General features: G+C 73.3%; 29 protein-coding genes and 4 tRNA genes. 19 read left to right on the top strand and 14 right to left on the bottom strand.

Features of this window, described 5'->3' with window-relative positions; all coding sequences use genetic code 11:
- Together JOF54_RS20555 and JOF54_RS20550 are read left to right on the top strand one after the other, a co-directional pair.
- A partial coding sequence (locus JOF54_RS20555; RefSeq protein WP_210059245.1) for a ferritin-like domain-containing protein occupies positions 1-236 on the top strand: 236 nt, incomplete at its 5' end.
- Between the two features lie 109 nt (positions 237-345).
- Entirely contained in the window at positions 346-1581 is a 1236-nt protein-coding gene (locus JOF54_RS20550; RefSeq protein ID WP_210059244.1) for an Nramp family divalent metal transporter, read from the top strand.
- 121 nt (positions 1582-1702) lie between these two features.
- Here JOF54_RS20550 and JOF54_RS20545 read toward each other — a convergent pair whose 3' ends face one another.
- Both JOF54_RS20545 and JOF54_RS20540 read right to left on the bottom strand, forming a co-directional pair.
- Complete coding sequence (locus JOF54_RS20545) at positions 1703-2101, bottom strand: hypothetical protein (protein WP_210059243.1); 399 nt, start codon at positions 2099-2101, stop codon at positions 1703-1705.
- 69 nt (positions 2102-2170) lie between these two features.
- Positions 2171-3208: a LacI family DNA-binding transcriptional regulator gene (locus JOF54_RS20540; protein WP_210059242.1), complete on the bottom strand. Its 1038-nt coding sequence runs from the start codon at positions 3206-3208 to the stop codon at positions 2171-2173.
- A 406-nt stretch (positions 3209-3614) separates the two neighbouring features.
- On the opposite strand from JOF54_RS20540, the gene JOF54_RS20535 reads away from it, so the two are divergent.
- From JOF54_RS20535 to JOF54_RS20520, 4 genes are all read left to right on the top strand, one after another.
- Positions 3615-4946, top strand: a complete 1332-nt coding sequence (locus JOF54_RS20535; RefSeq protein WP_210059241.1) for an ABC transporter substrate-binding protein — start codon at positions 3615-3617, stop codon at positions 4944-4946.
- 91 nt (positions 4947-5037) lie between these two features.
- Entirely contained in the window at positions 5038-6030 is a 993-nt protein-coding gene (locus JOF54_RS20530; RefSeq protein WP_210059240.1) for a carbohydrate ABC transporter permease, read from the top strand.
- Positions 6027-6917, top strand: a complete 891-nt coding sequence (locus JOF54_RS20525) for a carbohydrate ABC transporter permease (protein WP_210059239.1) — start codon at positions 6027-6029, stop codon at positions 6915-6917. The genes JOF54_RS20530 and JOF54_RS20525 overlap by 4 nt, the downstream gene beginning before the upstream one ends.
- A gap of 212 nt (positions 6918-7129) precedes the next feature.
- Complete coding sequence (locus tag JOF54_RS20520; RefSeq protein ID WP_210059238.1) at positions 7130-7630, top strand: nuclear transport factor 2 family protein; 501 nt, start codon at positions 7130-7132, stop codon at positions 7628-7630.
- A gap of 63 nt (positions 7631-7693) precedes the next feature.
- Here JOF54_RS20520 and JOF54_RS20515 read toward each other — a convergent pair whose 3' ends face one another.
- On the bottom strand, positions 7694-8326 hold the full coding sequence (locus JOF54_RS20515; protein WP_307804444.1) for a hypothetical protein: 633 nt from the start codon (positions 8324-8326) through the stop codon (positions 7694-7696).
- Positions 8327-8383: 57 nt separating this feature from the next.
- On the bottom strand, positions 8384-9337 hold the full coding sequence (locus JOF54_RS20510; RefSeq protein WP_210059237.1) for a ketopantoate reductase family protein: 954 nt from the start codon (positions 9335-9337) through the stop codon (positions 8384-8386).
- 90 nt (positions 9338-9427) lie between these two features.
- On the opposite strand from JOF54_RS20510, the gene JOF54_RS20505 reads away from it, so the two are divergent.
- The 4 genes from JOF54_RS20505 to JOF54_RS20490 all read left to right on the top strand — a co-directional run bounded on the left by JOF54_RS20505 (position 9428) and on the right by JOF54_RS20490 (position 11997).
- Complete coding sequence (locus JOF54_RS20505; protein ID WP_210059236.1) at positions 9428-9988, top strand: TetR/AcrR family transcriptional regulator; 561 nt, start codon at positions 9428-9430, stop codon at positions 9986-9988.
- Positions 9989-10134: 146 nt separating this feature from the next.
- Positions 10135-10392: a helix-turn-helix transcriptional regulator gene (locus JOF54_RS20500; protein ID WP_210059235.1), complete on the top strand. Its 258-nt coding sequence runs from the start codon at positions 10135-10137 to the stop codon at positions 10390-10392.
- Positions 10392-10913, top strand: coding sequence for a hypothetical protein (locus JOF54_RS20495; RefSeq protein ID WP_210059234.1), 522 nt, complete (start codon positions 10392-10394; stop codon positions 10911-10913). Before JOF54_RS20500 ends, JOF54_RS20495 begins: the two co-directional genes overlap by 1 nt.
- A gap of 94 nt (positions 10914-11007) precedes the next feature.
- A complete protein-coding gene (locus JOF54_RS20490) occupies positions 11008-11997 on the top strand; it encodes a phosphotransferase (protein ID WP_210059233.1) in 990 nt (329 codons plus the stop codon).
- A 13-nt stretch (positions 11998-12010) separates the two neighbouring features.
- Here JOF54_RS20490 and JOF54_RS20485 read toward each other — a convergent pair whose 3' ends face one another.
- A complete protein-coding gene (locus JOF54_RS20485; protein ID WP_210059232.1) occupies positions 12011-12883 on the bottom strand; it encodes an AraC family transcriptional regulator in 873 nt (290 codons plus the stop codon).
- A 36-nt stretch (positions 12884-12919) separates the two neighbouring features.
- Here JOF54_RS20485 and JOF54_RS20480 point away from each other — a divergent pair, with 36 nt between their 5' ends.
- The gene (locus JOF54_RS20480) at positions 12920-13486 is read left to right on the top strand and encodes a TIGR03086 family metal-binding protein (RefSeq protein WP_210059231.1); all 567 of its coding nucleotides are present in this window, start codon (positions 12920-12922) and stop codon (positions 13484-13486) included.
- Positions 13487-13505: 19 nt separating this feature from the next.
- On the opposite strand, the gene JOF54_RS20475 is transcribed toward JOF54_RS20480, so the two are convergent.
- From JOF54_RS20475 to JOF54_RS20465, 3 genes are all read right to left on the bottom strand, one after another.
- On the bottom strand, positions 13506-13856 hold the full coding sequence (locus JOF54_RS20475; protein WP_210059230.1) for a VOC family protein: 351 nt from the start codon (positions 13854-13856) through the stop codon (positions 13506-13508).
- A gap of 58 nt (positions 13857-13914) precedes the next feature.
- Positions 13915-15060, bottom strand: a complete 1146-nt coding sequence (locus JOF54_RS20470) for an AAA family ATPase (RefSeq protein ID WP_210059229.1) — start codon at positions 15058-15060, stop codon at positions 13915-13917.
- Positions 15061-15151: 91 nt separating this feature from the next.
- Positions 15152-15445 carry a hypothetical protein gene (locus JOF54_RS20465; protein ID WP_210059228.1) on the bottom strand — a complete coding sequence of 98 codons (294 nt, stop codon included), beginning with the start codon at positions 15443-15445 and terminating at the stop codon, positions 15152-15154.
- 173 nt (positions 15446-15618) lie between these two features.
- Between JOF54_RS20465 and JOF54_RS20460 the strand changes: the two genes are divergently transcribed.
- Both JOF54_RS20460 and JOF54_RS20455 read left to right on the top strand, forming a co-directional pair.
- Positions 15619-15966 carry a hypothetical protein gene (locus JOF54_RS20460; RefSeq protein WP_210059227.1) on the top strand — a complete coding sequence of 116 codons (348 nt, stop codon included), beginning with the start codon at positions 15619-15621 and terminating at the stop codon, positions 15964-15966.
- Between the two features lie 43 nt (positions 15967-16009).
- Positions 16010-16792, top strand: a complete 783-nt coding sequence (locus tag JOF54_RS20455) for an MOSC domain-containing protein (protein ID WP_210059226.1) — start codon at positions 16010-16012, stop codon at positions 16790-16792.
- 151 nt (positions 16793-16943) lie between these two features.
- Here the strand turns inward: JOF54_RS20455 and JOF54_RS20450 are convergent.
- Positions 16944-17015: transfer RNA gene (locus JOF54_RS20450), tRNA-Val, on the bottom strand.
- 67 nt (positions 17016-17082) lie between these two features.
- Positions 17083-17943: an aminotransferase class IV gene (locus JOF54_RS20445; RefSeq protein ID WP_210059225.1), complete on the bottom strand. Its 861-nt coding sequence runs from the start codon at positions 17941-17943 to the stop codon at positions 17083-17085.
- A 109-nt stretch (positions 17944-18052) separates the two neighbouring features.
- Between JOF54_RS20445 and JOF54_RS20440 the strand changes: the two genes are divergently transcribed.
- From JOF54_RS20440 to JOF54_RS21330, 4 genes are all read left to right on the top strand, one after another.
- Positions 18053-18124: transfer RNA gene (locus JOF54_RS20440), tRNA-Gly, on the top strand.
- Between the two features lie 41 nt (positions 18125-18165).
- A tRNA-Cys gene (locus JOF54_RS20435) sits at positions 18166-18236 on the top strand.
- 5 nt (positions 18237-18241) lie between these two features.
- A tRNA-Val gene (locus tag JOF54_RS20430) sits at positions 18242-18316 on the top strand.
- 10 nt (positions 18317-18326) lie between these two features.
- A complete protein-coding gene (locus tag JOF54_RS21330; RefSeq protein WP_245358237.1) occupies positions 18327-18713 on the top strand; it encodes a ferritin-like domain-containing protein in 387 nt (128 codons plus the stop codon).
- A 53-nt stretch (positions 18714-18766) separates the two neighbouring features.
- On the opposite strand, the gene JOF54_RS20420 is transcribed toward JOF54_RS21330, so the two are convergent.
- Positions 18767-19228, bottom strand: a complete 462-nt coding sequence (locus JOF54_RS20420) for a hypothetical protein (protein WP_210059766.1) — start codon at positions 19226-19228, stop codon at positions 18767-18769.
- Between the two features lie 163 nt (positions 19229-19391).
- On the opposite strand from JOF54_RS20420, the gene JOF54_RS20415 reads away from it, so the two are divergent.
- The gene (locus JOF54_RS20415; RefSeq protein WP_307804441.1) at positions 19392-20063 is read left to right on the top strand and encodes a response regulator transcription factor; all 672 of its coding nucleotides are present in this window, start codon (positions 19392-19394) and stop codon (positions 20061-20063) included.
- The gene (locus JOF54_RS20410) at positions 20060-21439 is read left to right on the top strand and encodes a sensor histidine kinase (protein WP_307804440.1); all 1380 of its coding nucleotides are present in this window, start codon (positions 20060-20062) and stop codon (positions 21437-21439) included. Before JOF54_RS20415 ends, JOF54_RS20410 begins: the two co-directional genes overlap by 4 nt.
- A gap of 123 nt (positions 21440-21562) precedes the next feature.
- On the opposite strand, the gene JOF54_RS20405 is transcribed toward JOF54_RS20410, so the two are convergent.
- Genes JOF54_RS20405 through JOF54_RS20395 form a run of 3 tightly spaced genes read right to left on the bottom strand, consistent with a single transcriptional unit; the run spans position 21563 to position 23384 of the window.
- A complete protein-coding gene (locus tag JOF54_RS20405) occupies positions 21563-22165 on the bottom strand; it encodes a hypothetical protein (protein ID WP_210059223.1) in 603 nt (200 codons plus the stop codon).
- On the bottom strand, positions 22162-22806 hold the full coding sequence (locus tag JOF54_RS20400; protein ID WP_210059222.1) for a molybdopterin-dependent oxidoreductase: 645 nt from the start codon (positions 22804-22806) through the stop codon (positions 22162-22164). The genes JOF54_RS20405 and JOF54_RS20400 overlap by 4 nt, the downstream gene beginning before the upstream one ends.
- Positions 22806-23384 (bottom strand): cytochrome b/b6 domain-containing protein, encoded by a 579-nt coding sequence (locus JOF54_RS20395; RefSeq protein ID WP_210059221.1) that lies wholly within the window; start codon positions 23382-23384, stop codon positions 22806-22808. Before JOF54_RS20395 ends, JOF54_RS20400 begins: the two co-directional genes overlap by 1 nt.
- Between the last annotated feature and the right edge of the window lie 28 nt (positions 23385-23412).

The following is a 23412-nucleotide window of genomic DNA, read 5'->3' as shown; positions in this document are numbered from 1 at the left end:
ACCTGGGGGTGTCGGCCTACCTGGGCGCCGCCCCGAGCCTGCTCAAGGAGAAGGGTCTGCTGACCGCGGCCGCGAGCATCTTCGGGGTCGAGGCCCGGCACGCGGCGATCCTCGGGGTGCTCGGCAAGAAGGAGGCCGAGGGCGGGGTCTACAAGGGCGCGTTCGAGAAGCCCGCGACCCGCGCCTCGGTGCTCAAGGCCGCGAGCCCGTTCCTGGTCAAGGCCCAGACCCTCTGAGCCCGGCCCGGGTCGACCTGACCCCGACCCGGGCCACCACGACCACGAGGCCCCGGCACCTGCGTGCCGGGGCCTCCGTCCGCCCGACGACGGCCAGGAGACCCTGACGATGACGCTGCTGACGAGGCCGCCGCGGCCCGACGCGGGCACCCTGCTCAACCGCACCAAACTCCTCGGACCCGCGTTCGTCGCCGCCGTCGCCTACGTCGACCCCGGCAACGTCGCCACCAACACCACCGCCGGAGCCACCTACCAGTACCTCCTCCTCTGGGTCCTCGTCGGCGCCACCCTGATGGCCGGACTCATCCAGTACCTCTCCGCCAAGGTCGGCTGGCTCACCGGCCAGTCCCTCCCCGCCCTCGTCGGCCAGCGCACCCGACGCCGCACCCGCCTCGCCTACTGGGCCCAGGCCGAGCTCGTCGCCGTCGCCACCGACATCGCCGAAGTCGTCGGCGGCGCCCTGGCCCTCCAGCTCCTCTTCGACCTGCCCCTGGTCGCCGGCGCCGTGGTCACCGTCAGCGTGTCCACCGCCCTGCTCTACGTCCAGCGCCACGGCCAACCCAGCTTCGAGAAGGTCATCACCGCCCTGCTGGCCGTCGTCACCGTCGGGTTCCTCGCCGGCCTCGTCGTCGACCCCCCCGACCCCGCTCAGGCTGCGGCCGGGCTGGTGCCGCGGCTCGCGGGGACCGACTCCGCCCTGCTCGCCGTCGGGATGCTCGGCGCCACCGTCATGCCGCACGCCGTCTACCTCCACTCCGCCCTCGTCCGCGACCGCCACGGCCGCGCCGACCCCGGCAACGCCCGCGGAGTCCTCGGCGCCGTCAAAGCCGACGTCATCCTCGCCATGGTCGTCGCCGGCAGCGTCAACATCGGCATGCTCCTCCTCTCCGGCAGCTCACTGTTCGGGCTCCAGCTGGACGGGCTCACCGAGGTCCACACCGCGATCAGCACCGGCCTCGGCCCGGTCGTCGCGATCCTGTTCGCGCTCGCCCTGCTCGCCTCCGGGCTGGCCTCCACCTCCGTCGGCGGCTACGCCGGCACCGTCATCATGGACGGGCTGCTGCACCGGCGGATCCCGCTGCTCTGGCGCCGGTTGGCCACCGCCATCCCCGCCCTGGTCCTCCTCGGTGCCGGTGCGGACCCCACCCGGCTGCTGATCCTGTCCCAGGTCGTCCTCTCCTTCGGGATCCCCTTCGCCCTCATCCCGCTCGTGAGGATCGCCCGCGACCCCAAGCTCATGGCCCTCGTCCCCACCCGCCCGGCCACCATCGCCATCACCTGGACCGTCGTCGCCGCCATCGTCGCCCTCAACGCCCTCCTCCTCGTCCTCCTCATCACCGGCTGAGGCGGCACCCAGGGGTCGCTTCTGGGCCGAGTTGTCAGAACTCAGTTGACCCAGGGGTCAACCAGCTTCTGACAACTCGGCAGAAGGCGAACCTCAGGAGCGGCCTCGGCAGGACGCTGGCTCAGCCGGCGAGGACGGTGGTCACGGGCAGGGCGGCGAAGACGGCCCGCGCGGTGTCCACCAGGGCCGCCAGCTGACCCTCGACCGCGTGGTGGACGAGGTCGACGTCGGCCTGGTCGCAGAGGATGACGGCGCAGCGGCTGCCCAGCTGGTCGACGGCGGCCCACCAGCCGTCGGGGGCCGTGGGGTTCCGGTCGTCCAGCAGGGGGCGGCCGTCCAGCACGAGCCGGAGCCGGTCGGAGTCGATGACCACCTCCCCCGCCGGGTCGAGCGGCGGCGGGTCGCCGAACAGGGCCCAGCCCCGCTCGAGCAGCTGCGGCAGCAGCACCGTCAGCTCGTCGGTGGTGGCCATCAGCGCGGGGACGGGGTTCGGACCGGGGATCAGCGTCTTGGCGTACACCCCGACCACGGTAGGCGCAGCCACCGGGCGCCGCGGTCCACCCCGGCCGGCTCCGCGAGCGCGCCCCCGCTACCGGGCCGGACCCGCGCCCGTGCGTCCCGGGGGTGGCGCGGTCGAGGACCGGACGACGAGCTCGGTGGCCAGCTCCACCTGGCGGCCGTGCGGCTCGCCGTCCTCGATCATCCCCAGCAACATCGACGCCGCCGTCCGACCCATCTCGGTCAGGGGCTGGCGCACCGTGGTGAGCGGGGGCGAGAACCACCGGGCCATCGGCAGGTCGTCGAAGCCGACGAGGCTCAGGTCGTCGGGGATGCGCCGACCGGTGAGCCGCGCCGCCTCGGCCACCCCGAAGGCCTGCTCGTCGCTGCCGGCGAAGATCGCCGTCGGCGGGTCGGGCAGCGCGAACAGCTCCTGGGCCGCCTGATGGCCGCCCCGGTGGTGGAACCGGCCGTGCCGGATCAGCTCCGGGTCCAGGCGGACGCCCGCCGAGGCCAGCGCCGCGCTGTACCCGGAGATGCGGGCGCGGGTGCACAGCATCGCGGCCGGCCCCCCGATGGCGGCGATCCGCCGGTGGCCCAGGCCGAGCAGGTGCTGCGTCGCCGCGAGCCCCCCGGCCCAGTTCGTCGCGCCGACCGTGCTGACCTCCGGGCTCGCCAGCTCCGCGGCCGGGTCGATGAGGACGTAGGGCACCCGGGCGCGGGCCAGCTCGCGCTGGTCCGCCGGGGTCAGCTGCGACGTGACGATGATGGCCCCCGACCGGTCGTTCGGGGCGAACCGGCCGGACCACCCCCGACCGTCCGGCGTGTCCGGAGCCGAGGTGACCACGACGTCGACCGGGCAGGAGACGACCCCCCGCATGATCTCGACCGAGTAGGGGCTGTCGAGGGCGGTGAAGACGAGCTCGATGAAGCGGCGGTGGGTGGCGTCGCGGTGCACCGGCGACCGACGGGGCGGGACGTACTCGTACTCGTCCAGGAGCTCCTGGACCCGCAACCGGGTCGCGGCCGCGACGTCGCGGCGGTCGTTCAGCACCTTGGACACGGTGGCCAGCGACACCCCGGCGGCGACGGCGACCGTCTCCAGCGTGGGCCGGCCATCCTTGGTCATCGTCCGCTCCTTCGCGGGTCGCGCCCCGGTCGAGGCAGGACGAGTGGCACCAGCGGTGCCAGCCGGTGGTCGAAACTTTTTGCTTCCCCTCGAACGCTCTGAGGGGAGGTGAGCCCAAGAGAACCTGCTCCTGTAGGACCTGTCAAGTGTGCGGACGCCGCTGTTGACGGAGACCGGGTCGACCTCTACTGTCCTCGCAGGACAGCGTTTCGCGTTTCGTTCGAAACTATCGAATCGCCGTCCGGCGGGCGCTCCAGCCCGCTCGACCCGGGTCCTCGTGGCGTCCGACGGGCCGGTCCCCCGGGACCGGGCCGGTCAGGTCGCGCAGCCCCGGCTCGAGCAGCCGTGCGCCCCCGCTCCCACTGGTCAGCGTCGACCCCCGCTCGCGGGGCTCAAGGAGGTTCGTATGTCCATCTTCGGCAACGGGAGGGCTGCGGGCGCCGCAGCAGCGGGGCTCGTCGCGGCTTCACTCCTGCTCAGCGCGTGCTCCGGCGGCGGTGACGCTCCGGAGGCCGGGTCCCCGGCCAGCAAGCTCGCCGCCCCGGACGAGAGCAAGCCCGTCACCATCAACGTCGACTCCTTCGGCGGCATCTTCGCGAACTTCGAGAAGGCCGGCCTGCTGGACGACTACAAGAAGCTGCACCCCAACGTCACCGTCAAGTACTCCGAGGTCCAGCAGGAGAGCGACTACTGGACCGCGCTCACCACCAAGCTGAACTCGGGCTCGGGCCTGGCGGACATCCAGGCCCTCGAGATCAGCCGGGCGGCCCTGGTCACCCAGCAGCAGCAGGACAAGTGGCTGGACATCCGCACCACCGCCGTGGGCGACACCAACAAGTACCCGCCGGCGAAGCAGGGCGCCATCACCACCGAGGACGGGGCCGTGCTCGGCTGGGGCACCGACGCCGGCCCGATGGCCATCTGCTACCGCAGCGACAAGCTGGAGGAGGCCGGCCTGCCGTCGACCTCCGACGAGCTGGCGAAGGTCATCACCGACTGGGACTCCTACGAGGAGACCGGCCGGAAGTACGTGGCCGCCACCCAGGAGCCGTGGATGGACTCCGCCGGGGGCTACTACCGGCTGCTGACCTCGGTCCAGCCCGAGCGCAACTACAACGCCGAGGGCGAGGCCACCTACACGACCAACGGCACCGCGCGCCCGTCGTTCGACCGTGCGGCCAAGGTCGGCGCCGAGGGTCTGACCGCGAAGCTCGAGCAGTTCTCCCAGCCGTGGAACACGGCGATGAACACCGGCGACTTCGCCACCATCGCCTGCCCCGCCTGGATGCTCGGCTACATCAAGCAGCAGGCCGGTGACCAGAACTCCGGCAACTGGGGGGTCCTGCCCCTGCCGCAGGGTCTGGGCGGGAACTGGGGCGGGTCCTACCTGTCCATCCCGAAGGACAGCCCCAACGCGGCCGCCGCCGCCCAGCTGGCCCAGTTCCTGACCAGCGCCGAGTCCGAGACCAAGGAGTTCCAGGCCGGTCTGGCGTTCCCGTCCAACAGCGAGTCGCTGGACCAGATCGCCGACGTCAAGGACCCGTACTTCAACGGCGCCCCGATCGGGCAGATCTTCAGCGACGGCTTCCGCGCCGCTCCCGACCAGCCGCTCGGCGTCGACGACGGCACGATCGACAACACGATCGGGAAGGCGCTGACCTCCGTGGAGAGCAACAACGTCCCGCCGGCCGAGGCCTGGGACACCGCCATGAAGACCCTCGAGGACCAGATCGGCTGACGACCAGCCGCTGACCGGTGCCCCCGACCCCGCCGGGTCGGGGGCACCGGTCAGGTCACCCACCCGACACCACAGGAACCGGAGTCACGACATGGCCGTCGACACCCCGACCCACGCCCGCACCGGGCCCGCGTCAGCGCCGGCCCGCCCGGCCCGTCGCAAGCCGGCCGGGGAGCGGTCCACCCCCTACGCCTTCATCGCACCCTTCTTCATCCTGTTCGGCGCCTTCGGGCTCTTCCCGCTGCTGTACACGGTGTGGCTCAGCTTCTACGAGTACCGCCTGGCCGGCGGCGAGCCCAAGTTCATCGGCCTGGACAACTACGTCTGGCTGTTCGGGAGCGAGTCGTTCTACAACTCGTTGTGGAAGACCTTCACCATCGGTCTCCTCTCCACCGTCCCGCAGCTGATCATGGCCCTCGGCCTGGCCCACCTGCTGAACTACAACATGCGGGTCCGCAACTTCTTCCGGATCTCGATGATCATGCCGTACGCGACGTCGCTGGTCGCGGCGACGCTGGTCTTCGCCTCGATCTTCTCCAACACCTCGGGCGGGCTGGCCAACGTCGTGCTGAACGCGCTCGGGATGGAGCCCATCGCCTGGACCGCCGGCAACTGGACGGCCCAGATCGCCATCGCGGTCATCGTCACCTGGCACTGGACGGGCTACAACGCGCTGATCTACCTCGCCGGCATGCAGTCCATCGGCAAGGAGCTCTACGAGTCCGCCGCCATCGACGGCGCCAGCCGCTTCTCCCAGTTCGTGCACGTCACGCTGCCGGGGCTGCGTCCGACCATCCTGTTCACCATCGTGCTGTCCACGATCGGGGCCACCCAGCTGTTCACGGAGCCCTTCCTGTTCGGCAACGGCGCCGGTGGCGGCGCGCTGGGCCAGTACCAGGTGGTGGCCATGTACATGTACGAGATGGCCTTCGACATCGGCCGCCTCGGCCGGGCGTCGGCGATCGCGGTGGTGGTGCTGGCGCTGGTCGTCCTGCTGGTGCTCCTCAACACCGGGCTGGCGCAGCTGCGCACCCGCGAGCGCCCCACCCCCAAGACCAGGACGACGACCGGAGACCTCCGATGACCACGATCGACGCCCCGCGCGAGGCAGCCGTCAGCGCCGCACCGGTCCCCGCGAAGCGCGGCCGGGGTCACGCCGGTGAGAAGGCCGGGGTCGGCACCTACATCGTGCTGACCCTGACGGCGGCGCTGTTCCTGTTCCCCTTCTACTTCTCCCTCGTGGCCGGCTCCCACCCGCCGGCCGACCTCTACGACGGGTCGCCGCCGCTGCTCCCCGGGCCGGGGCTGTTCAAGAACATGGGGCTGGCGCTGGCCCAGGCCGACCTCTTCCAGGCGCTGGGGCGCTCGCTCGTCGTCGCGCTGGTGGTCACCGCGGCCACCGTCTTCTTCTGCACGATGGCGGGCTTCGCCTTCGCGAAGCTGAAGTTCCGCGGACGGAACGCGCTGTTCGGGATCACCCTGGCGACGCTGACCATCCCCCCGACGCTCGGGATCGTCCCGCTGTACGTCGTGATGAGCAAGCTCGGGCTGGTCAACAACCTGGCGTCGGTGATCCTGCCGGCGGCGGTGACCGCGTTCGGGGTGTTCTTCATGCGCCAGTTCCTCACGCAGGCGCTGCCGGACGAGCTCGTGGAGGCGGCCGAGGTCGACGGGGCCAGCCTGACCCGCACGCTGTTCGAGATCGTGTTCCCGATCGCGCGCCCGGGCATGGCCGTGCTGGGGATCCTGTCGTTCATGGCCTCCTGGAATGACTTCCTCTGGCCGTTCATCGTCGTCCGCAACACCCCGACCATCCAGGTGGCGGTGGCGAGCATCCAGGCCGGCTACACCCCCGACATCTCGGTGATCCTCGCCGGGACCGTCATCGCGACCGTGCCGCTGATCATCGTGACCGCGGTCTTCGGCAAGCAGATCGTCAACGGCATCACCGCGGGAGCCGTCAAGGGCTGAGCAGCCCGCTCCCCGCCGCACGGGCCGTCACCAGCACCTGGTGGCGGCCCGTGCGCGTCGTCCCCCCGGGGCCGGCGGCCCTCGTGCCGCGACGTGCGCCCCGCCTCCCCAGATGACGGCGCACCTGCGGTACGACAGTGGACCGCACCACCGGGTGCGGCGCAGCACCCGCTGCCACCCCGACGACACGACCGCACACAGGAGACGAACCCATGGATGACCTCGCGAGCCGCGTCCGCCGACTCGAGGACCGGGCCGACATCAGCGAGGTGGTCATCCGCTACTGCCTCACCGTCGACCGCAAGGACTGGACCGCCTTCGGCCAGTGCTTCACCGACCGCGTGCTCACCGGCTACCAGGGCGGGAAGCCCACGGGCTCCACCAGCAGGGCCGAGCTCGTCGACGTCATCGCCGAGGCGCTGGACGGCTTCGACCTCACCCAGCACCTCAGCACCAACCACGTGATCACCTTCGACGCCGACGAGCCGGACCGCGCGGTCTGCACCTCGGCCATGTACGCCCAGCACCAGCTCGTCGGCTCCCCGAACGGGGAGGACTACCTGCTCCGCGCGATCTACACGAACCACCTGCGCCGCACCGACCGGGGCTGGCGCATCGAGGGAATCTGGACCGAGCGCCGCTGGGAGGACGGGAACCTCACCGCGGTCCAGGAGGCGATCCAGCGCACCCGGTCGCAGCGGGCCGCGAGCTGAGGTCAGGCCCGGTCCAGGGTCCGAGGTCGGCAGCGGCGGCCCCTGCCCGGCTGCCGTGGCGGGCTACAGCACCTCGAGCCACGGGTGCCCCGGGTGCGCCCGGTCGAGGGCCTCGCGCAGCCACCGCCGAGGACCGGGCTCCAGCAGGGGCGCGGCCGCGACGAAGTCCGCCTCGTCCTTCGGCCGGGGTGCGTTCGCCTTGTGCAGCAGCTGCACCTCCGGCCGGAGGTAGGGGACGCCGTCGAGGGTCCAGACGATCTCCTCGACCGGCAGGCTGGTGCGCTCGTCCCTCTTGAACACCCAGCGGTCCTCGACGACGTCCATCAGGATCACGTCGTACTCCCAGGGATCGCCCCCGCTGCGACGCGCCCAGACGTTCTCGCAGCTCGCCGCGAGGGAGTCCCGGTCGACGTCCCCCGGGAGCAGGACCCGCAGGTTCTCCTGGTCGGCGGACCAGAGGTCGAGGACGCCGGCCAGGTGCCGGCGCAGGAGGGGCAGCTCGTGGCGCGGGATGCTGGGGTCGACGTCGCCGTGCGGCCGGCTGACCCCGGTGAACGCCTGCAGCGCCCAGCCCCCGGCGACCCACCACCGACCCGGGTAGCCCGCGAACAGCCGCGCGGCGTCCTGGGGCGTCCGCGGGGTCCACGGCCCGTAGATCCGGACCAGCTCGTCGTGGGACAGCTCGCTGACCGGCACCCGCGCACGTTACCGCGTGGGCCGCTCGCGGGCCCGCCGAGGCGTCGGCGCGTGCCCTCAGCCGGCCGGCTGCGCGGCGAAGTAGGGCTCGGCCGCCTCGAGCCGCGGGACGGGCACCCCTAGCCGGCGCGCCTCGGCGAGCGTGTCGCGGCAGACCGCGCGGAGCTCCTCGGGGTTGGCGTGCGCCTCCATGACGGTGCGCATCGGGGGGAAGTGGCCGAAGAGCCAGGCCAGCGCCGGCGCGGTCAGCCAGGCCGGCGCCGTGTAGGGCAGCAGCTCCGAGCGGTGCCGCCGCAGGTCCACGCCGCGGGCCTCGGCGAGGGGCAGGAGCTCGCGGATGGCGAGGACCGCCTCGCGCACGTCCCGCCGTCGGCCCGCCAGCCCGGTCAGCGAGCCCAGCCGCAGGCTCTGGCTGTGCAGGCCCGCGTTCTGGAGGAAGTGGAGCGTCAGCCACCCCCGGACGTCGGTGGTCTCCCGGATCCTGAACCCGGCCCCGCGGAACACGGCCCGGACGGCACGCTCGCGCTCGGTCGGCGGTCCGCCGAGGGTGCCGAAGAAGAGGACGGGCAGCAGGGCGGCCCGCAGCACGCCGTCGTCCCCGAACCCGCCACCGGCGCCCGGGAAGCCCCACGCCACCTGACCGGCGGGCAGAGCCTCGACGGCGACCGACGGCTCGACCAGCAGGTTGTTGAAGACGAGCACGGTGGCGTCGCCCGCCCGCGGGCCCAGGAAGGAGAGGGCCTCGGCGACGCCGTAGTGCTGCACGCTCACCACGACGAGGTCGAAGCCGTGGTCGGGCTCCAGCGACTCCCGGTAGCGGACCGGCCACGTCTCGACGACGCGCTGCCCGCGCACCCGGCGCCGCGCGTCGAGCAGCTCGAGGTCGACCGTCGGCCCGTACACGGCCGCCCGACCGGGCCGCACGAAGAACTCGACCTCGTGGCCGGCCCGCTCCAGGGCCCACCCGTACGCCGTGGCGATCACGCCGCGGCCGAACATCAGGATCTTCACGTCCCCACCTCGCTGTCAGCCCTACAATCGGAGACTGTTTCCAGTTCGACGATATGGAGACGACTTCCGGTTGTCAAAGGAGGACCACGGATGACCACCCCCAAGCCGCTCCGTGCGGACGCGCAGCGCAACCGCGACGCCCTGCTCGCCACGGCGCGGGAGCTGTTCGCCGACGGCCGCTTCGACCTGAGGTTCGACGACTTCGCCCGGTTGGCCGGCGTGGGCACCGGCACGCTCTACCGCCACTTCCCCACCCGCGCGGCCCTCGCCGAGGCCGTCTACCGCGAGGAGCTCACGGCCCTGTGCGACCGCGGCCGCACGCTCCTGGCCACCCTCCCCGCGGTGGAGGCGCTGGCCGAGTTCCTCCGCGGCCTGGTCGACCACCTGCACCGCCACCAGGGCCTGGCCCGCACGCTCGCGACCCTGATGACGGCGCAGCCGGACACGCTCGCCGAGGGCGGCCGGGAGCTGGAGCAGGTGATCACCGACCTGCTGGGCGCCGGCGTCGAGGACGGGACCGTGCGCGACAACGTGAGTGCCGGCGCCGTCCTCGTGGTGGTCCAGGGGATCTGCGCCGCCTGCGGCCACCCGGCGTCGAGGGACGACGCCGAGGGCGCCGTCACCCTCGTGCTCGACGGCCTGCGCCCCTGAGGGCACGTGGTCATGATCATGGTCTCGGCGCGGCCGCGACCATGATCATCCCCTGCACCGACCAGCACTGGTCGACGCGGTCGTCCGGCCCGTCGGGTGTCTACGTTACTTGACACCCGTGTCTGGTCTACTGGACACTGGTGGTCATGGGACGACGGTCGGCGCAGGGTCGGAGCAACGCGGTCCGGGCGTGCCGGACCGCCCTGGGCCTGACCCAGGCCGAGCTGGCCGGGGCCGCCGGGGTGACGCGGCAGACCGTCGTGGCCGTCGAGGCCGGCGACTACGCGCCGTCGGTGTACCTGGCTCTCGCGCTGGCCGAGCGCCTGGGACGGAGCGTCGAAGAGCTGTTCGGGCAGGGAGCGGCCGCAAGGGTTGCGGCCGGCGCAGACGAGGAGGACATCTGATGGTGGACCACGGGCACGGAGCCGACGTCGCGGACGTGCGGGACGGGTGGTTCGTCCGCGCGGCCGGGCGGATCGGCGACCTCGGCAGCCCCTTCTACGACGAGGAGCACCAGCGCGACGTCTGGAACGAGGCCAGCGCCGTCGGCTTCCAGCTGCTGCTCTGGCTGCTCCCGGTCGCCGCGGTCGTCTCGATGTGGGTCGGCGGGGCGACCGCCCTCCCCTACGCCCTGGTCATGTTCTTCGCCTCGGGGCTGACGTCCTGGGTGGTGATCACCTTCGCCGCGGCGCGCGGGGTGGACATGGGAGCCGCCGAGGGCATCACGGTGCTGCGCTGGCGCCTGCTGGCCTACCTGGTGCTCGTCGCCGCCTTCTGCGCCGGCGTGGTGCGCGCGATGCCCGAGGGCTCCTCCGGCCGGGGCACGGCCTGGGGACTGCTCGCCGGCAGCGTCCTCGGGATCGCCGCCGTCGCCTGGAGCCACCGCCGCTCGCGTCGGCCCGAGAGGCCGTCCGCCTCCTCCTAGCGGACCGCTGGAGGGGCTCCGACGGGCGCCCCCGGCGCCAGGTCGCCCCCGGTCGCCTTGCCCTCCCCGTCCGGAGCGGCGCAGACTCCCCCTCGTGCCGTCGGAGCCGAGCAGTCCGGGCGACCAGCCCGCCGGGCCGTCCCACCCCCGCCCCGACCTCGGGGACCTGCCGGGTGAGGTCCTCGCCGACGTGGCCCGCGCGGTGGGGACCCGCGTCACCCCGCTCCTCCGTCTGCCCGGCGGGGCCAACGGAGGGACGGTACGGGTCCGGTTGGCCGGCGGGACCGAGGCCGCGCTGAAGACCGCGCCCCGGACGCACGCCGGCCAGCTGGACGAGACGCTGCGGGCCCGGCGGGTGGTCGAGCACATGCGGGGCCACGGCTACCCCACGCCGGCCTGGCTCGGGACGGGGGCGACGGCTGCACACGTGTGGCACCTGGTGGACCTCGTCGACGCGCCCCCCGCGACCGCGCTGACGCCGTCGCTCGTGGAGCAGCTGATGGCCGTCGTCGAGCTCCAGGCGGGCCAGGCCACCGAGCCCTACGACCACTGGTCCTACGCCTGGCGGGTCGCCACCGGTCGGAGCGCGTCGGGCACCGGGCCGGAGGTCGTCGAGACGCCCGAGCAGTCGCGGCTCCGCCGGTCGGTGTCCCGGCTGTCGGGGCACTCCCCCGTCGTGTCCGCTCTCGTCGAGCAGCTGCGGCTCCTGTGCGCCCACGTCCCGGCACCGCCGCCGGGGCCGGACATGGTCCACGCCGACCTCGCGACCCCCGGCAACGTCCTGGTCCGCGACGGGGCGGTCGTGGCGGTCGTCGACCTGGGGAACGCCGGGAGCGGCACGCGGGCGGTCGACCTCACCACCCTGCTCTGGTCCTGCTACGGCGACCCGGAGCTGGACGGGGTCCGGCGGCGCCTGTGGACGACGGTCCTCGCGCTGGTCGGCGGGGAGGCGGCGGCGGTGCTGCTGGCGTCGCACGTCCTCCTGATGCTCGAGCTGCCGCTCCGGCTCGGGCAGCCGGCGGCCGTCCCGGCCGTGGTGGAGCGCGCGCGCCGGGCGCTCGACGAGCTGCACGCGCTCCGCTGAGCGGTGCGGCCCGCTATCGGGACCGCTCCTCGGCGGCCCGACGGGCGGCCCGGTGCTCGCCGGCGAACCGGCCCGGGGTGGTGCCGGTGACCCGCGAGAAGTCCCGGACGAAGTGGGCCTGGTCCGCGTAGCCCAGCAGGGCCGCCGTCTCCGCCAGGGTGCTCCCGGTGTCCGCGCGCAGCCGCGCGGCGGCCTCGTGGAGGCGTCGTCGCTGGATCAGCCACTTCGGGGTGAGGCCGAGCCGACGGCTCACCAGCCGCTGCAGAGCCCGCTCGGACAGGCCGGTCTCGGCGGCCAGCTGCGCTGTCCGCACCAGGTCGGGCCGCTCCTCGACCAGGGCGACCAGCCGGTTGACGAGCTCACCCTCCGCGTCCAGCGGCAGGAGGGGACGCAGCACCTCCTCGAACGCCGCCAGCGCGCCCGCGTGCGACCGGACGTCGAGCGGAGCGTCCCGCATCGCCGCGCGGACCCGCTCGGTCAGCCCTGCCCCGGCCGGGCCGAGGACCTCGGTCACGTCGACGTGCCGGTCGGTGAAGCCGGCCATGGAGCCGCCCGCGACCAGCGCACCGGTCGCCGGGGTGCACAGGACGCCGACGGCCCACCCGTCCCCCTCGAGGACGGTCTCCGACAACCCGGTCGAGACGCCGTAGAACCGGGCGTAGCCGGCCGTGACCACGAGCAGCGACACGGGGTGCTGCAGCACGCGCTGCACTGACCGCTGGCCGGGGGGAAGCGACCAGACCGGCACCCAGAACCAGCGGACGAGCCCCGCCAGCGCCTCCGGGGCCGGGTAGCGGTGCATGACGTGCGAGTCGTCACCCGGTACGCGCAGGTGGGCACGCTCGACGTCCTCCTGCGCGGGTCGGCCGGTGCTGTCGGGTTTCATCAAGACCCAGGGTGCCGCACGGGGCAGGGTGGGCACGTGAACCCGACCGCCGTCGCCTACGACGCCGCCCTCCGCCCCCTGACCGCCGTCCTGCAGGCCGTCCCCCACGACGCCTGGGACCGCCCCTCGCCGTGCGCGGACTGGACCGCCCGCCAGGTGGTCGCCCACCTCGTCGACACCCAGCGCGACCTGCTCACCAGGCACGGCCACGACCTGGGTCCGGCACCCGACCTCGCTGACCCCGCCGTCGGTCTCCAGCAGCACGCGGAGCGGGTGCTCGCCCTCGTGTCGCGCCCGGACGTCAGCGACGTCGCCTACGACGGCTTCTTCGGCCCCACCACGGTCGGGGCGACCCTCGTCCAGTTCTACGTCTGGGACATGGTCGTCCACCGCTGGGACGTCGCCCGCGCCACCGGCGGGGACGAGGCGCTCAGCGCCGACGAGCTGGACCGCGTCGAGGCGGGCGCCGACAGCTTCGGCGACGCCCTCCACATGGACGGCATCTGCGGACCCGCGCTGCCGACGGCTCCGGGCGCGGACCGGCAGGTCCAGCTGCTGGCCCGGCTCGGGCGCGATGCCTCGGCCGCGGCCGTCCGGGGCTGACCCGCCGGGCTCGCCGGCCTCAGCGCTGCTCGACCAGGGTGACCTGGTTGCCGTCGGGGTCGGTGAGGGTGGCGACCCGGGCGACGACCGTGCCCTCGTCGGCGTCCACGACGAGCCCGCGGCCCCGCAGCCCGACGAGCGCTGCCGCCATGTCCGGCACGACCACCGTGACCAGGCCGCCGCCGGCGCGCCCGGCGTCCTCGACGACCTGCAGGACGCCGCCGTCCCACCGCCACTGGGCCAGGACCGGCATGGGCCGCTCGTCCGCGGGGCGTCCGAGCAGCGCCTCGTAGAACACCTCCGACCTCGCGAGGTCGGACGACGGGACGGCGGCGAGCACGGCGGACACGGGGAGCTGGGGATCAGTCACGCCAGGACCGACCGTCCGGGTGCCCCGAACTCACCGGGCCCCGGCCGACCGGTCGCGGTCAGCGGTTCCCCCAGGTCCAGGGCGGTGCGTCCAGGAGCCCCGCCCCCGCGACCCGCGTCTCGCCGTCCTGCTTCTCCAGCCGGAGGGTCGTGGTGCCGGCACCGGCGTCCAGCAGGTCGGCGAGCCGGGCGTCGTGGGTGACGACGACGACCTGGGTCCGGGCGGCCGCGCGGGTGATGAGCCGCGCCAGGGCGGGCAGCAGGTCGGGGTGCAGGCTGGTCTCCGGCTCGTTGCAGACGACCAGCTCGCCCGGACGGGGGCTCAGCAGGGCCGCCACCCACAGCAGGTAGCGCAGGGTCCCGTCGGACAGCTCAGCGGTCCGCAGCGGCCGCAGCAGCCCGGGCTGGTGGAGGGTGAGGTCGAAACGGCCGCCCTCGGAGACGACCTGGAGCCGGCTGCCGGGGAACGCGTCGTCGACGCAGGCGTCGAGCTCCTCGGCCACGCCGATCTCCGCGATGGTCTGCAGGGCGGCGGCCAGGTCGCTGCCGTCGTCGGCGAGGGCGAGGGTGCGGGTGCCGATCTGCACGGTACGGGCGGGGGCGGCGGCGTCGGTGCGGAAGGTGTCGTAGAACCGCCAGCTGCGGACCTGGTCGCGGACGGCCAGCACCTCGGGCGTCCGGGCCGGGTCGCCGGCCACGGCCAGCGCCGACTCGAAGCTCGCGAGGTCGGTGACCAGCGGCTCGAACCCCCCCGAGTCCCCCCGCACCTGCACGGCGGGGCCGTGGCGCTGGAGCAGGGTCGCGGCCGGGCGCAGCACGGGCCCGGCCCAGACCAGCTCCCGCTTGACCTCCGGGTCGAGCGTGAACGCCGACTGCCCCGGATCACCGCTCGGCAGCCCCAGGTCGGCGAGGTAGCCGAAGCCGTCGCTGGCGTACCCGACCCGAACGCTCACCGGACCCCGACGCCGGCCCCCGGCACCGCTCGTCGATCCCCCCGGCCCCGCCCACAGCACGGACGGCAGACCACCCTCCCGGGCCAGCGAGCTGACCACCCCGCCCCGGGCGCAGTCCGCGAGCAGCCGCAGCGAGCGGTACAACGACGACTTCCCCGCGCCGTTCGCGCCGGTCACCACGGTCAGCCGTCCCAGAGCCACGTGCAGCTCACGCAGGGATCGGTATCCGGCCACGGCGAGGGTCGAGATCACACCGCATCCTCGCAGCCACCTCCGACACCGGGGGTCGTCACCTCGGCGACGACGCCCGGGTCACCTGGCCCCCGTCACGACCCGGTGGCTCCTAGAGCCACCAGCGCAGGAGCGCGAGGGTGCCGCCGAGCATCAGGGCGACCAGGCAGAGGACGCCGACGGTCGCCAGGGTCCGCCCGGCCAGCTTCTCGAGGACGGTGGCCTCGGAGGGCACGTGGGGTCCGTCGCCGCAGTCGTCGTCGTAGGGGTTCGACCGGTCACCCCGCTGCACCGGCTCCTGCCCGTCGAGGGTGAGGAGGATGTCGTGGGCGAGGAGGGCGGCGTCCCCGAACTGGTGGCTGCACAGGTCGCGCACGCGGGCCACCCGGTCGTCCAGCTCGGTCATGGGCGCGAGTCTGGCAGCCGGGCGCCGTCCTGTCCGGTGGTTTGCGCCACGACCCGATCCCGACCACCAGGAGGGACGCGGCGGTGGGCCGTGGCCGGCGGACCCCGACGGGGACTACCGTCACGATCCGCGGGGGACCCCTCCCCCGCGCTGGCCCGACACGGAGGAACTCGATGATCAAGAGATGGGCTGTGGCGCTCACCGGAGCGCTGGTGCTCGGCACCGCGGCGACCGCGCTGACCGGCGGTCCGGCCGAGGCCGCCAGCACCCAGAACATCTGCAGCAGCAAGAACTCGACCACGGACGTGTACGTCTACTCCCAGAAGCTGGACGAGTACTTCTCGCTCGACTCCCGGGAGTGCGTCCGGCTGGGCAAGGGCGACGCGCTCATCTACATGCTCAGCTCCTACCGGGTCGGCTACGGCGGGGACTACTCCGGGTGCCGGCTGAACTCGGGCTTCACCCCCTGGACGAAGGCCGACCGGGTCTACTTCCGCACCTATCCCGGCGACAACTGCTGAGCGTGGAAGCCTTCCTCGACCGCCCGAGGGCCGGGGGCGGTCGATGAGGGTCGCCTCCACCGGCCTGACGCCGGTGAAGGGGACGCGCCACCAGGGGCTCGACGCGGTGGACCTGCGGGGCGAGGGTCCCGTCGGCGACCGGCTCTTCGCCCTGGTGGACCCCGGACGCCGCCAGGTCCTGCGGACGGTCGGGCACGCCTCGTTGCTGCAGGTCGCCGTGACCTGGGACGAGCCGGTCCTGAGCGCCACCGTCGCCGGAGAGGTGGCCAGCGGCGTCCCCGAACGGACCGGGGAGACCCTGGACGTCGACTACTGGGGACGACGCGTGCGGGTCGACGTCGTCGGCGGGCCGTGGGCCGCGCTCTTCTCCCGGCACCTCGGCCAGGCCGTCGTCCTCGCCCGGGCCCGGCCGGGCGACGTCGTGTACGGCGACCAGGTGTCCGTGGTCACCACCGCGTCGCTGACCGCCCTGCGCGGGACCGACCGCGAGACGTCGGACGCACGCTCGCTCGACCTCGCCGACAGCGCCCGCTTCCGCTCGACCTTCGTCCTCGACACCACGGGGAGCCCGCACGACCGGCCGGGCGCGGAGGACGACTGGGTCGGCCGGGAGCTGACGCTCGGCGAGGCCCGGGTCCGGTTGAGCGCCCCGGTCGTGCGCTGCGCCGTCGTCGAGCTGCACCCGGTCGACGGGCACCGCGACCTCCGGCTGCTCGACGCGCTCCCCCGCGACTCCCAGGGCCGGCCGGTGTTCGGCCTCCAGGGTCAGGTGGTGCGGCCGGGACGGGTGCACCGCGGGTCGGAGGCCCGCATCAGCGACGGGTGAGGGTGCACGCGTCCGTCAGCGGTCATCCTGGGACCTGCCGGATGTCGGCACCAGGATCTGAGGGTGTGGTCAGCGTGCGGCGAGGGGGCCGGCTGCGGCTCGAGAGCCGCCTGGTGGGGCCGTGACACGGCTCGGACCAGGAGTGCGAGGGTGGGCGATACTGGGTTCGAACCAGTGACCTCTTCGGTGTGAACGAAGCGCGCTACCACTGCGCCAATCGCCCCTCGGGCCCCTTGCGAGGCGTCGGCAACCTTAGCCCACGCGAGGCCCGGGTGCCGAATCGGCCCGCCTCAGGGCTCCAGGTCGGCGGCCGAGCGCTCCGCGAAGGTGCGCGCGACGGCGTCGGTCACGGGGTGGTCGCCGAACGTGGTGTCGTCCCAGCGGTGCACCGGCTGCACGTCGCGCAGCGAGGAGGTCAGGAAGACCTCGTCGGCGCCGAGCGCCTCCTCGAGGGTCAGGTCCCGCTCCTCGACGTCGGTCCACTCCAGCACCAGGTCGCGGGTGATGCCGGCCAGCGCGCCGGCCGCCAGCGGCGGGGTGACGACCCGGCCGTCGAGGACGACGAAGACGTTGGAGCCGGTCCCCTCGCAGAGGTGGCCGGCGGTGTTGAGCATCAGCCCCTCGCTGGCGCCGCGCTCGGTGGCGTGGGCCAGGACCCGGACGTTCTCGGCGTAGGACGTCGACTTCACCCCGGCCAGGGCCCCGTGCTCGTTGCGGGTCCAGGGCGCGGTGACGACGACCGTCGACGGAGCGGGCGCCTCGGCCGCGTCGAGGGCGACGACGAGGGTCTGCGGCCCGTAGGCGGCGCCGGAGCCGAGCGGCCCGCGGCCGGCGGTGTAGGTGATCCGGATCTTGCCCAGCTCGACCTGCTGGCCCTCCAGCAGCTGCGCCACGGCGTCGCGGATGACGCCGTGGTCGGCCGGCGGAAGACCGAGCGAGGCGGCGGAGCGGTCCAGCCGCTCGAGGTGGCGGCGGAGGGCGAACGGACCGGCGGCGGTGACCTTGAGGGCCTCGAACACCCCGTCCCCGACGACGAGCCCGTGGTCGGTCACCGCCACCACGGCCTGCTCCGGGTCGTCGTGCAGACGACCGCCCGCCCACACCCGGAGCGGGGTCGTGCGGAGGGGCTGGTCGGTGGTCGCGGACGCCATGGCCTCACCCTAGTGCGACCCGCCGGACGGCCCCGGTTTGGACTCCGGGACCTGCCTCGGCTAATGTTTCATCTCGCGCCGGGGACCAGGAAACGAAGCCCCGGAGCACGCGGACGTGGCGCAGTGGTAGCGCATCACCTTGCCAAGGTGAGGGTCGCGGGTTCGAATCCCGTCGTCCGCTCGGAGTACATCTCGCCAGTCCCCTGGGGGGAAGTTCCCCGCGGTGGAGTGGCCGAGAGGCGAGGCAACGGACTGCAAATCCGTGTACACGGGTTCAAATCCCGTCTCCACCTCGCACGGGCGATTGGCGCAGCGGTAGCGCGCTTCCCTGACACGGAAGAGGTCACTGGTTCGATCCCAGTGTCGCCCACCAGCACCACCCCTTGTCACAGGGCTCTCTGGAGTCCTCGGCAAGGGTTTTCCTGTTCTCGGGGGGGCGTGACCCCAACGCTCCCGCTGGCGTCGCGAGGCGGTGCAGCGAGGCTCTGGGAGAGCCCGTCAGGGTCGAGCGTGCAGCGTCATCCACCTTCGATGACCTGGGGGTGTCGGCCTACCTGGGCGCCGCCCCGAGCCTGCTCAAGGAGAAGGGTCTGCTGACCGCGGCCGCGAGCATCTTCGGGGTCGAGGCCCGGCACGCGGCCATCCTTGGGGTGCTCGGCAAGAAGGAGGCCGAGGGCGGGGTCTACAAGGGCGCGTTCGAGAAGCCCGCGACCCGCGCCTCGGTGCTCAAGGCCGCGAGCCCGTTCCTGGTCAAGGCCCAGACCCTCTGAGCCCGGCCCGGGTCGACTCTTGTCGACGCCGGACACGCCGCCGCAGCGATGTGCTACCGCCTCCGGTCGACCAGCCGGGTCGCCGTCAGCGTCGACCCGTCCTTGGCGGCGAACACACGGACGCGGTCGCCCACCTCGACGTCAACGAGAGTGGCCTTCTTCTGGGCGACCCGGATCTTCGTGCTGGACTCGATCGTGTAGGTGGCGACGAAGCCGTCGGCGCTGCGCACGCTCACCGAGCTGTCCTCGACGGTGGTGACCCTGCCTCGCTGGAACTGGACCTGCCGGTGCTGCTTCCCGGCCAGCGTCACCTCGCCGTGCAACGCCCTGGCGGTGAGCCCGCGGTGGTGTCGTCGGGCCTGGTCACCCTTCGCGCCCGCTGCGGCGCTGGGAGATGCTGCCGGCTCGGGAGCGGCGGTGCCGGTCGGGTCGGCGGACGCCACCCCTGCGCCGACCACGCCGGCGAGGGCGAGCGCTGAGACAGCGGAGGCGAGGAGGAGGATGGGCTTGTTCATGTTCTCTCTTCTCTCTAGCCGGCCAGGAGATCTGGGGGCAGGGCCAGTCTGGCCACCGACACGGTCAGAGCACCCGGGACCTGGACCGGCCTTCAGCAGGCCTTCAGGTCCCCCGGCGTCCGAACGAGCCTCGGGCCTTCCCGGAGGGACCGATGATGGGGACGTGCACGCGGCCCGGATCCTGGTGGTGGAGGACAGCGAGACCGTCCGGCTAGCTGTCCAGACCGTGCTCCGGGCGCAGGGGTTCACCGTCGAGTCCCGGCCTGACGGGAGCGACCTCGAGCAGAGCCTGGTCAGGTACGGCCCCGATCTGGTCGTGCTGGACATCATGCTGCCCGGCCGCGACGGGTTCGCTCTGCTGCCGGTCCTGCGGCAGCAGAGCCGGGCAGCGGTACTCGTGCTGACGGCCCGCGACGCGGTCGACGACCGCGTCGAGGCGTTGACCGGTGGCGCCGACGACTACCTCGTCAAGCCGTTCGCCATGACCGAGCTCGTGGCCCGGGTCCAGGCGGTGCTCCGACGTTCGCGCCCCGGCGTGGTCGCTGCGATCGGTGACCTCACCCTCGACCCCGAGGGCAGCACCGTGCAACGCGCCGGCCGGCTCGTCGACCTCACCGACACCGAGCGACGGCTCCTCAGCTACCTCGCCTCCCACCAGGACCGGGTGGTGTCCAAGCTGCAGATCCTGACCGCCGTCTGGGGCTACGACGGCTTCGACCCCAACCTCGTCGAAGTCCACATCTCCTCGCTCCGCCGCAAGCTCGAGGCTGCGGGCGAGCCGCGGCTGGTCCACACGGTCCGCAACCGCGGCTACCAGCTGGGGCCAGCCCGGTGAGCTCTGCCGGAACCGAGGAGCGGCCCGCCTCGCGCGGGCCAGAGACGGGGAGGTCGATCGCCACCACGTCACTCCGGCTGCGCGTCGTCGCCGGTGTGCTGGTGGTCCTCACCGTCGTGCTCGTGATCTTGTCCTTCTCGGTCAGGACGGTCTTCGCCGCCCAGTCCGACCGGAGCCTCGACGCCCTCCTCACCGGCCGCGCTCAGCTGGCCCGCCAGCTGGCTCGCTCCGGTGTCCGTCCCCAGCAGATCGTGAACCGCGTCACCGCCGACGGTGTCCTCGTGTCACTCGAGCTCCGCGACGGCACCTTGCTCGGCAGCCCGGTTCCCACCAGCACAGGTGTGCGGACGGTGAGCACCCGGCTGGCCGGTCCGGGCCGTGCCGACGGCGCGCAGCTGAGCCTGGGTGTCGGCACGTCCCTGAGGTCGGAGGGGCTCGACGACCTGAGCCGGATCCTGCTCGCCAGCGGGCTGCTGGCTCTGGGCCTGGGCACTGCCCTCGCCGTGGTCGCGGTCCGGCTCGCCCTGCACCCGCTGGAGGTGATGGCGTCGCTGGCCCAGACCATCGCGGCCGGCTCCCGCGGTGACCGGCTCCGGCCCCGCCGCACGACGACCGAGATCGGACGCACGGCCCTTGCCTTCGACGACATGCTCGACGAGCTGGAAGGCGCCGAGGCGAACGCCCGGGAGGCCGAGGACCGGGTTCGCCGCTTCCTGGCCGACGCCGCTCACGAGCTGCGCACCCCCCTCACCGGCCTGCAGGCTGCCGCCGAGACACTGCTCCAGCACCGCGACACCATGACCGACGAGGACCTCGACCGGCTGGAGATGCTGCTGGTCGGCGAAGCGCGCCGGGCGGGCCGGCTGGTCGACGACCTCCTGGCCATCGCCCGGCTCGACGCCGGTACGCCCGATCGGCGCGAGCCCGTCGAGCTGAGCCGGCTGGTCGCGGACGAGGCGGCGCGGGCCCAGCTCCTCGCCCCTGCCCTGACCATCACCATCTCGGGGGTCGGCACCACCGTCCTCGGCGACCCGGCCGCCCTCCAGGGTCTGCTGCGCAACCTCTTCGACAACGCGCGGCGAGCGGTGGAGGGCACCGGCTCGATCGCGGTCACGACCCTCACGACGACTACCTCGGTCGTCGTCGACGTCACAGACGACGGGCACGGGATACCAGCCGCAGCACGCGAGAGCATCTTCGACCGACTGGTCCGTCTCGATCACGCTCGGGCCGCCGACACCGGCGGGTCCGGGCTCGGGCTCGCCATCGCCCGCGCCACCGCCCGCACCCACGGTGGCGACCTCATCTGCCTCGAACCCCGCCCTGGAGGAACCGGGGCCCACTTCCGTCTCACGCTGCCCCTGCCTGCCGGCTGACCGTCTCCGGAGCGAGGACAGCTTGTGCGCCGTCAGCGCGTCGCCGACGGCGGCGTCGAGGTAGCGGGCCCGTCCTGACCAGCGCCGACCAGGACGTCCCCGGGTCGAGCGGGTCCAGCTCGGCTACGGCCTGCCGGGCAGCCGCTCCCGACGGTGCAGGGCGACGAGGACGGCCGCGCCCGATGCGGTGACCACGGCGACCACGAGCCACGTGATGGCGAGGGCAGACCCGTAGTGGCCGGGCAGGATGCTCGGGTTGAGCGGGCCGCGGCTCTGGGCCCAGATCTCCGGGAGGACGACCAGGGACAGGAGGCCGATCACCACGAGTCCGCCGTCGACGAGCGCGACAGCACCCCCGGGAAGCCGGCGCCCGGTCCGGTGCGCGCCGGCACGGACGAGCGAGACGGTGGGCACCAGGACCGCGTCGTGGAGCACGACGGCTCCGGCGAGCCAGACCAGGATCCCGAGCTGCTCGCCCCCCGGGACCGTGCGGAGCAGGACGAGGAGTCCGTACGCGCCCACGCCCACGCCCACCGCTCCCAGCACCAGCCGCGTCCGCCGCACAGCGGCGCTCAGCGGAGCTGGTTCCTCCGGATCCGGCGCGGCACGGGGTTGCGGGCCGGGCCCGGTGGTCGGGGAACGGCGGCGGAGGAGCAGCTCGAGGAGCCCGGCCAGCCCCAGAAGGGTCAGCCCGGTCGCGGTCACCAGTCCGCGGAGGACCCTCACGTCAGCACCTCGATCCGTTGCAGCCACTTGGTCTGGAGGACACCAGGACGGTTCGGGGCGATCATCCGCGCCGGGAAGCCGTGGTCGAGGTCGAGGGTCGAGCCGTTCAGGCCGAGGGCGACCAGGGTGTCCGGGTGCCGGGCGAACTCCGGTCCCATCTCGACGACCCGGTAGGCCCCTCGCGGCTGGATGCTGCTGATCTGGAGGTCCGCGCGGGGGTCGGCGTCGACCGCGTCCAGCAGGTCGCGGAGCGGTACCCCGGACCACAGGGCGCTGGCGCTCCACCCCTCGACGCAGGCGATCGGCAGCCTGACCTCGGTCTGCGGCAGAGCGAGCAGCTCGGGACGGGACCAGGACCTCGTCGTGCGTCCTGCCGTCACCAGCAGCCGCCAGCCGGGGTCGGTGGCGCCGGGGACCACCTCGGCGGAGACCGCGGTCTTGTTGACCGGCAGCCCTTGCGGACCAGACCCGTCCCGCGGACCGAAGACGTTGACCGCCCGCAGGGCCGGGACGGTCTGGCCCGCCGTCAGCAGGGTGACGGCCGCCGTGGCCGTGGCCACCGTGGCCAGGAAGGCCCGCCGCGGGAACACGTCCGCCGCGTCGGTGCCCCCGTTGCGGCGCCCACCCGCCGGGTCCGCCATCAGAGGTCGCCGTCCGGTGCACTCGAAGCCCGCTGCCCTCGCCAGAACTGCAGGATCTTCGGCAGCTGGACGCCGACGTGCAGGACGAGGGATCCGACGATGATCCAGGCCAGCGCGTAGTGCGCTGTCCGGAACACGAAGGGGAACGGATACCACTGGTAGGTGTTGAGGAGCCCTGTGGCCAGCTGCACCACTGAGGTGGCGACCAGGACCCCGATGGAGGCACGCTCCAGGGCTTGGCGCACGGTGCGGAACGGCGGGAAGGCGAACAGCAACGGGTAGACGGTCCAGAGCTTCGCCAGCAGCAACGGGATGCACGCGATGCCGGTCGCCACGTGCAGGCCCTGGCTCACCTGGTAGAGGCGGGCCGGCCACGTGGGGAACCGCATCCACGGCCGCGGGTCCTGCAGGAAGTGGCTGTACAGGCCGGTGAGGAAGCAGACGAGGAAGGCGCCGCCGAGGACGCGGCCGACGACCACCGTGGTCCGCGTCGTCCGGGCCGGCGTGCCGAGGCTCTGCTGGAAGCGACGGACCCGGCGCTCTGCCGCGGATCCGGCCCGGTCGATGAGGAAGCTCATGAGCTGAGTCTGGGCGTCGGTCCTGGCC

The organism is Microlunatus capsulatus (assembly GCF_017876495.1).
Lineage (GTDB): Bacteria > Actinomycetota > Actinomycetes > Propionibacteriales > Propionibacteriaceae > Microlunatus > Microlunatus capsulatus.
The sequence above is the reverse complement of the archived record's forward strand: the minus strand, read 5'-3'. Positions and strand labels throughout refer to the sequence as shown.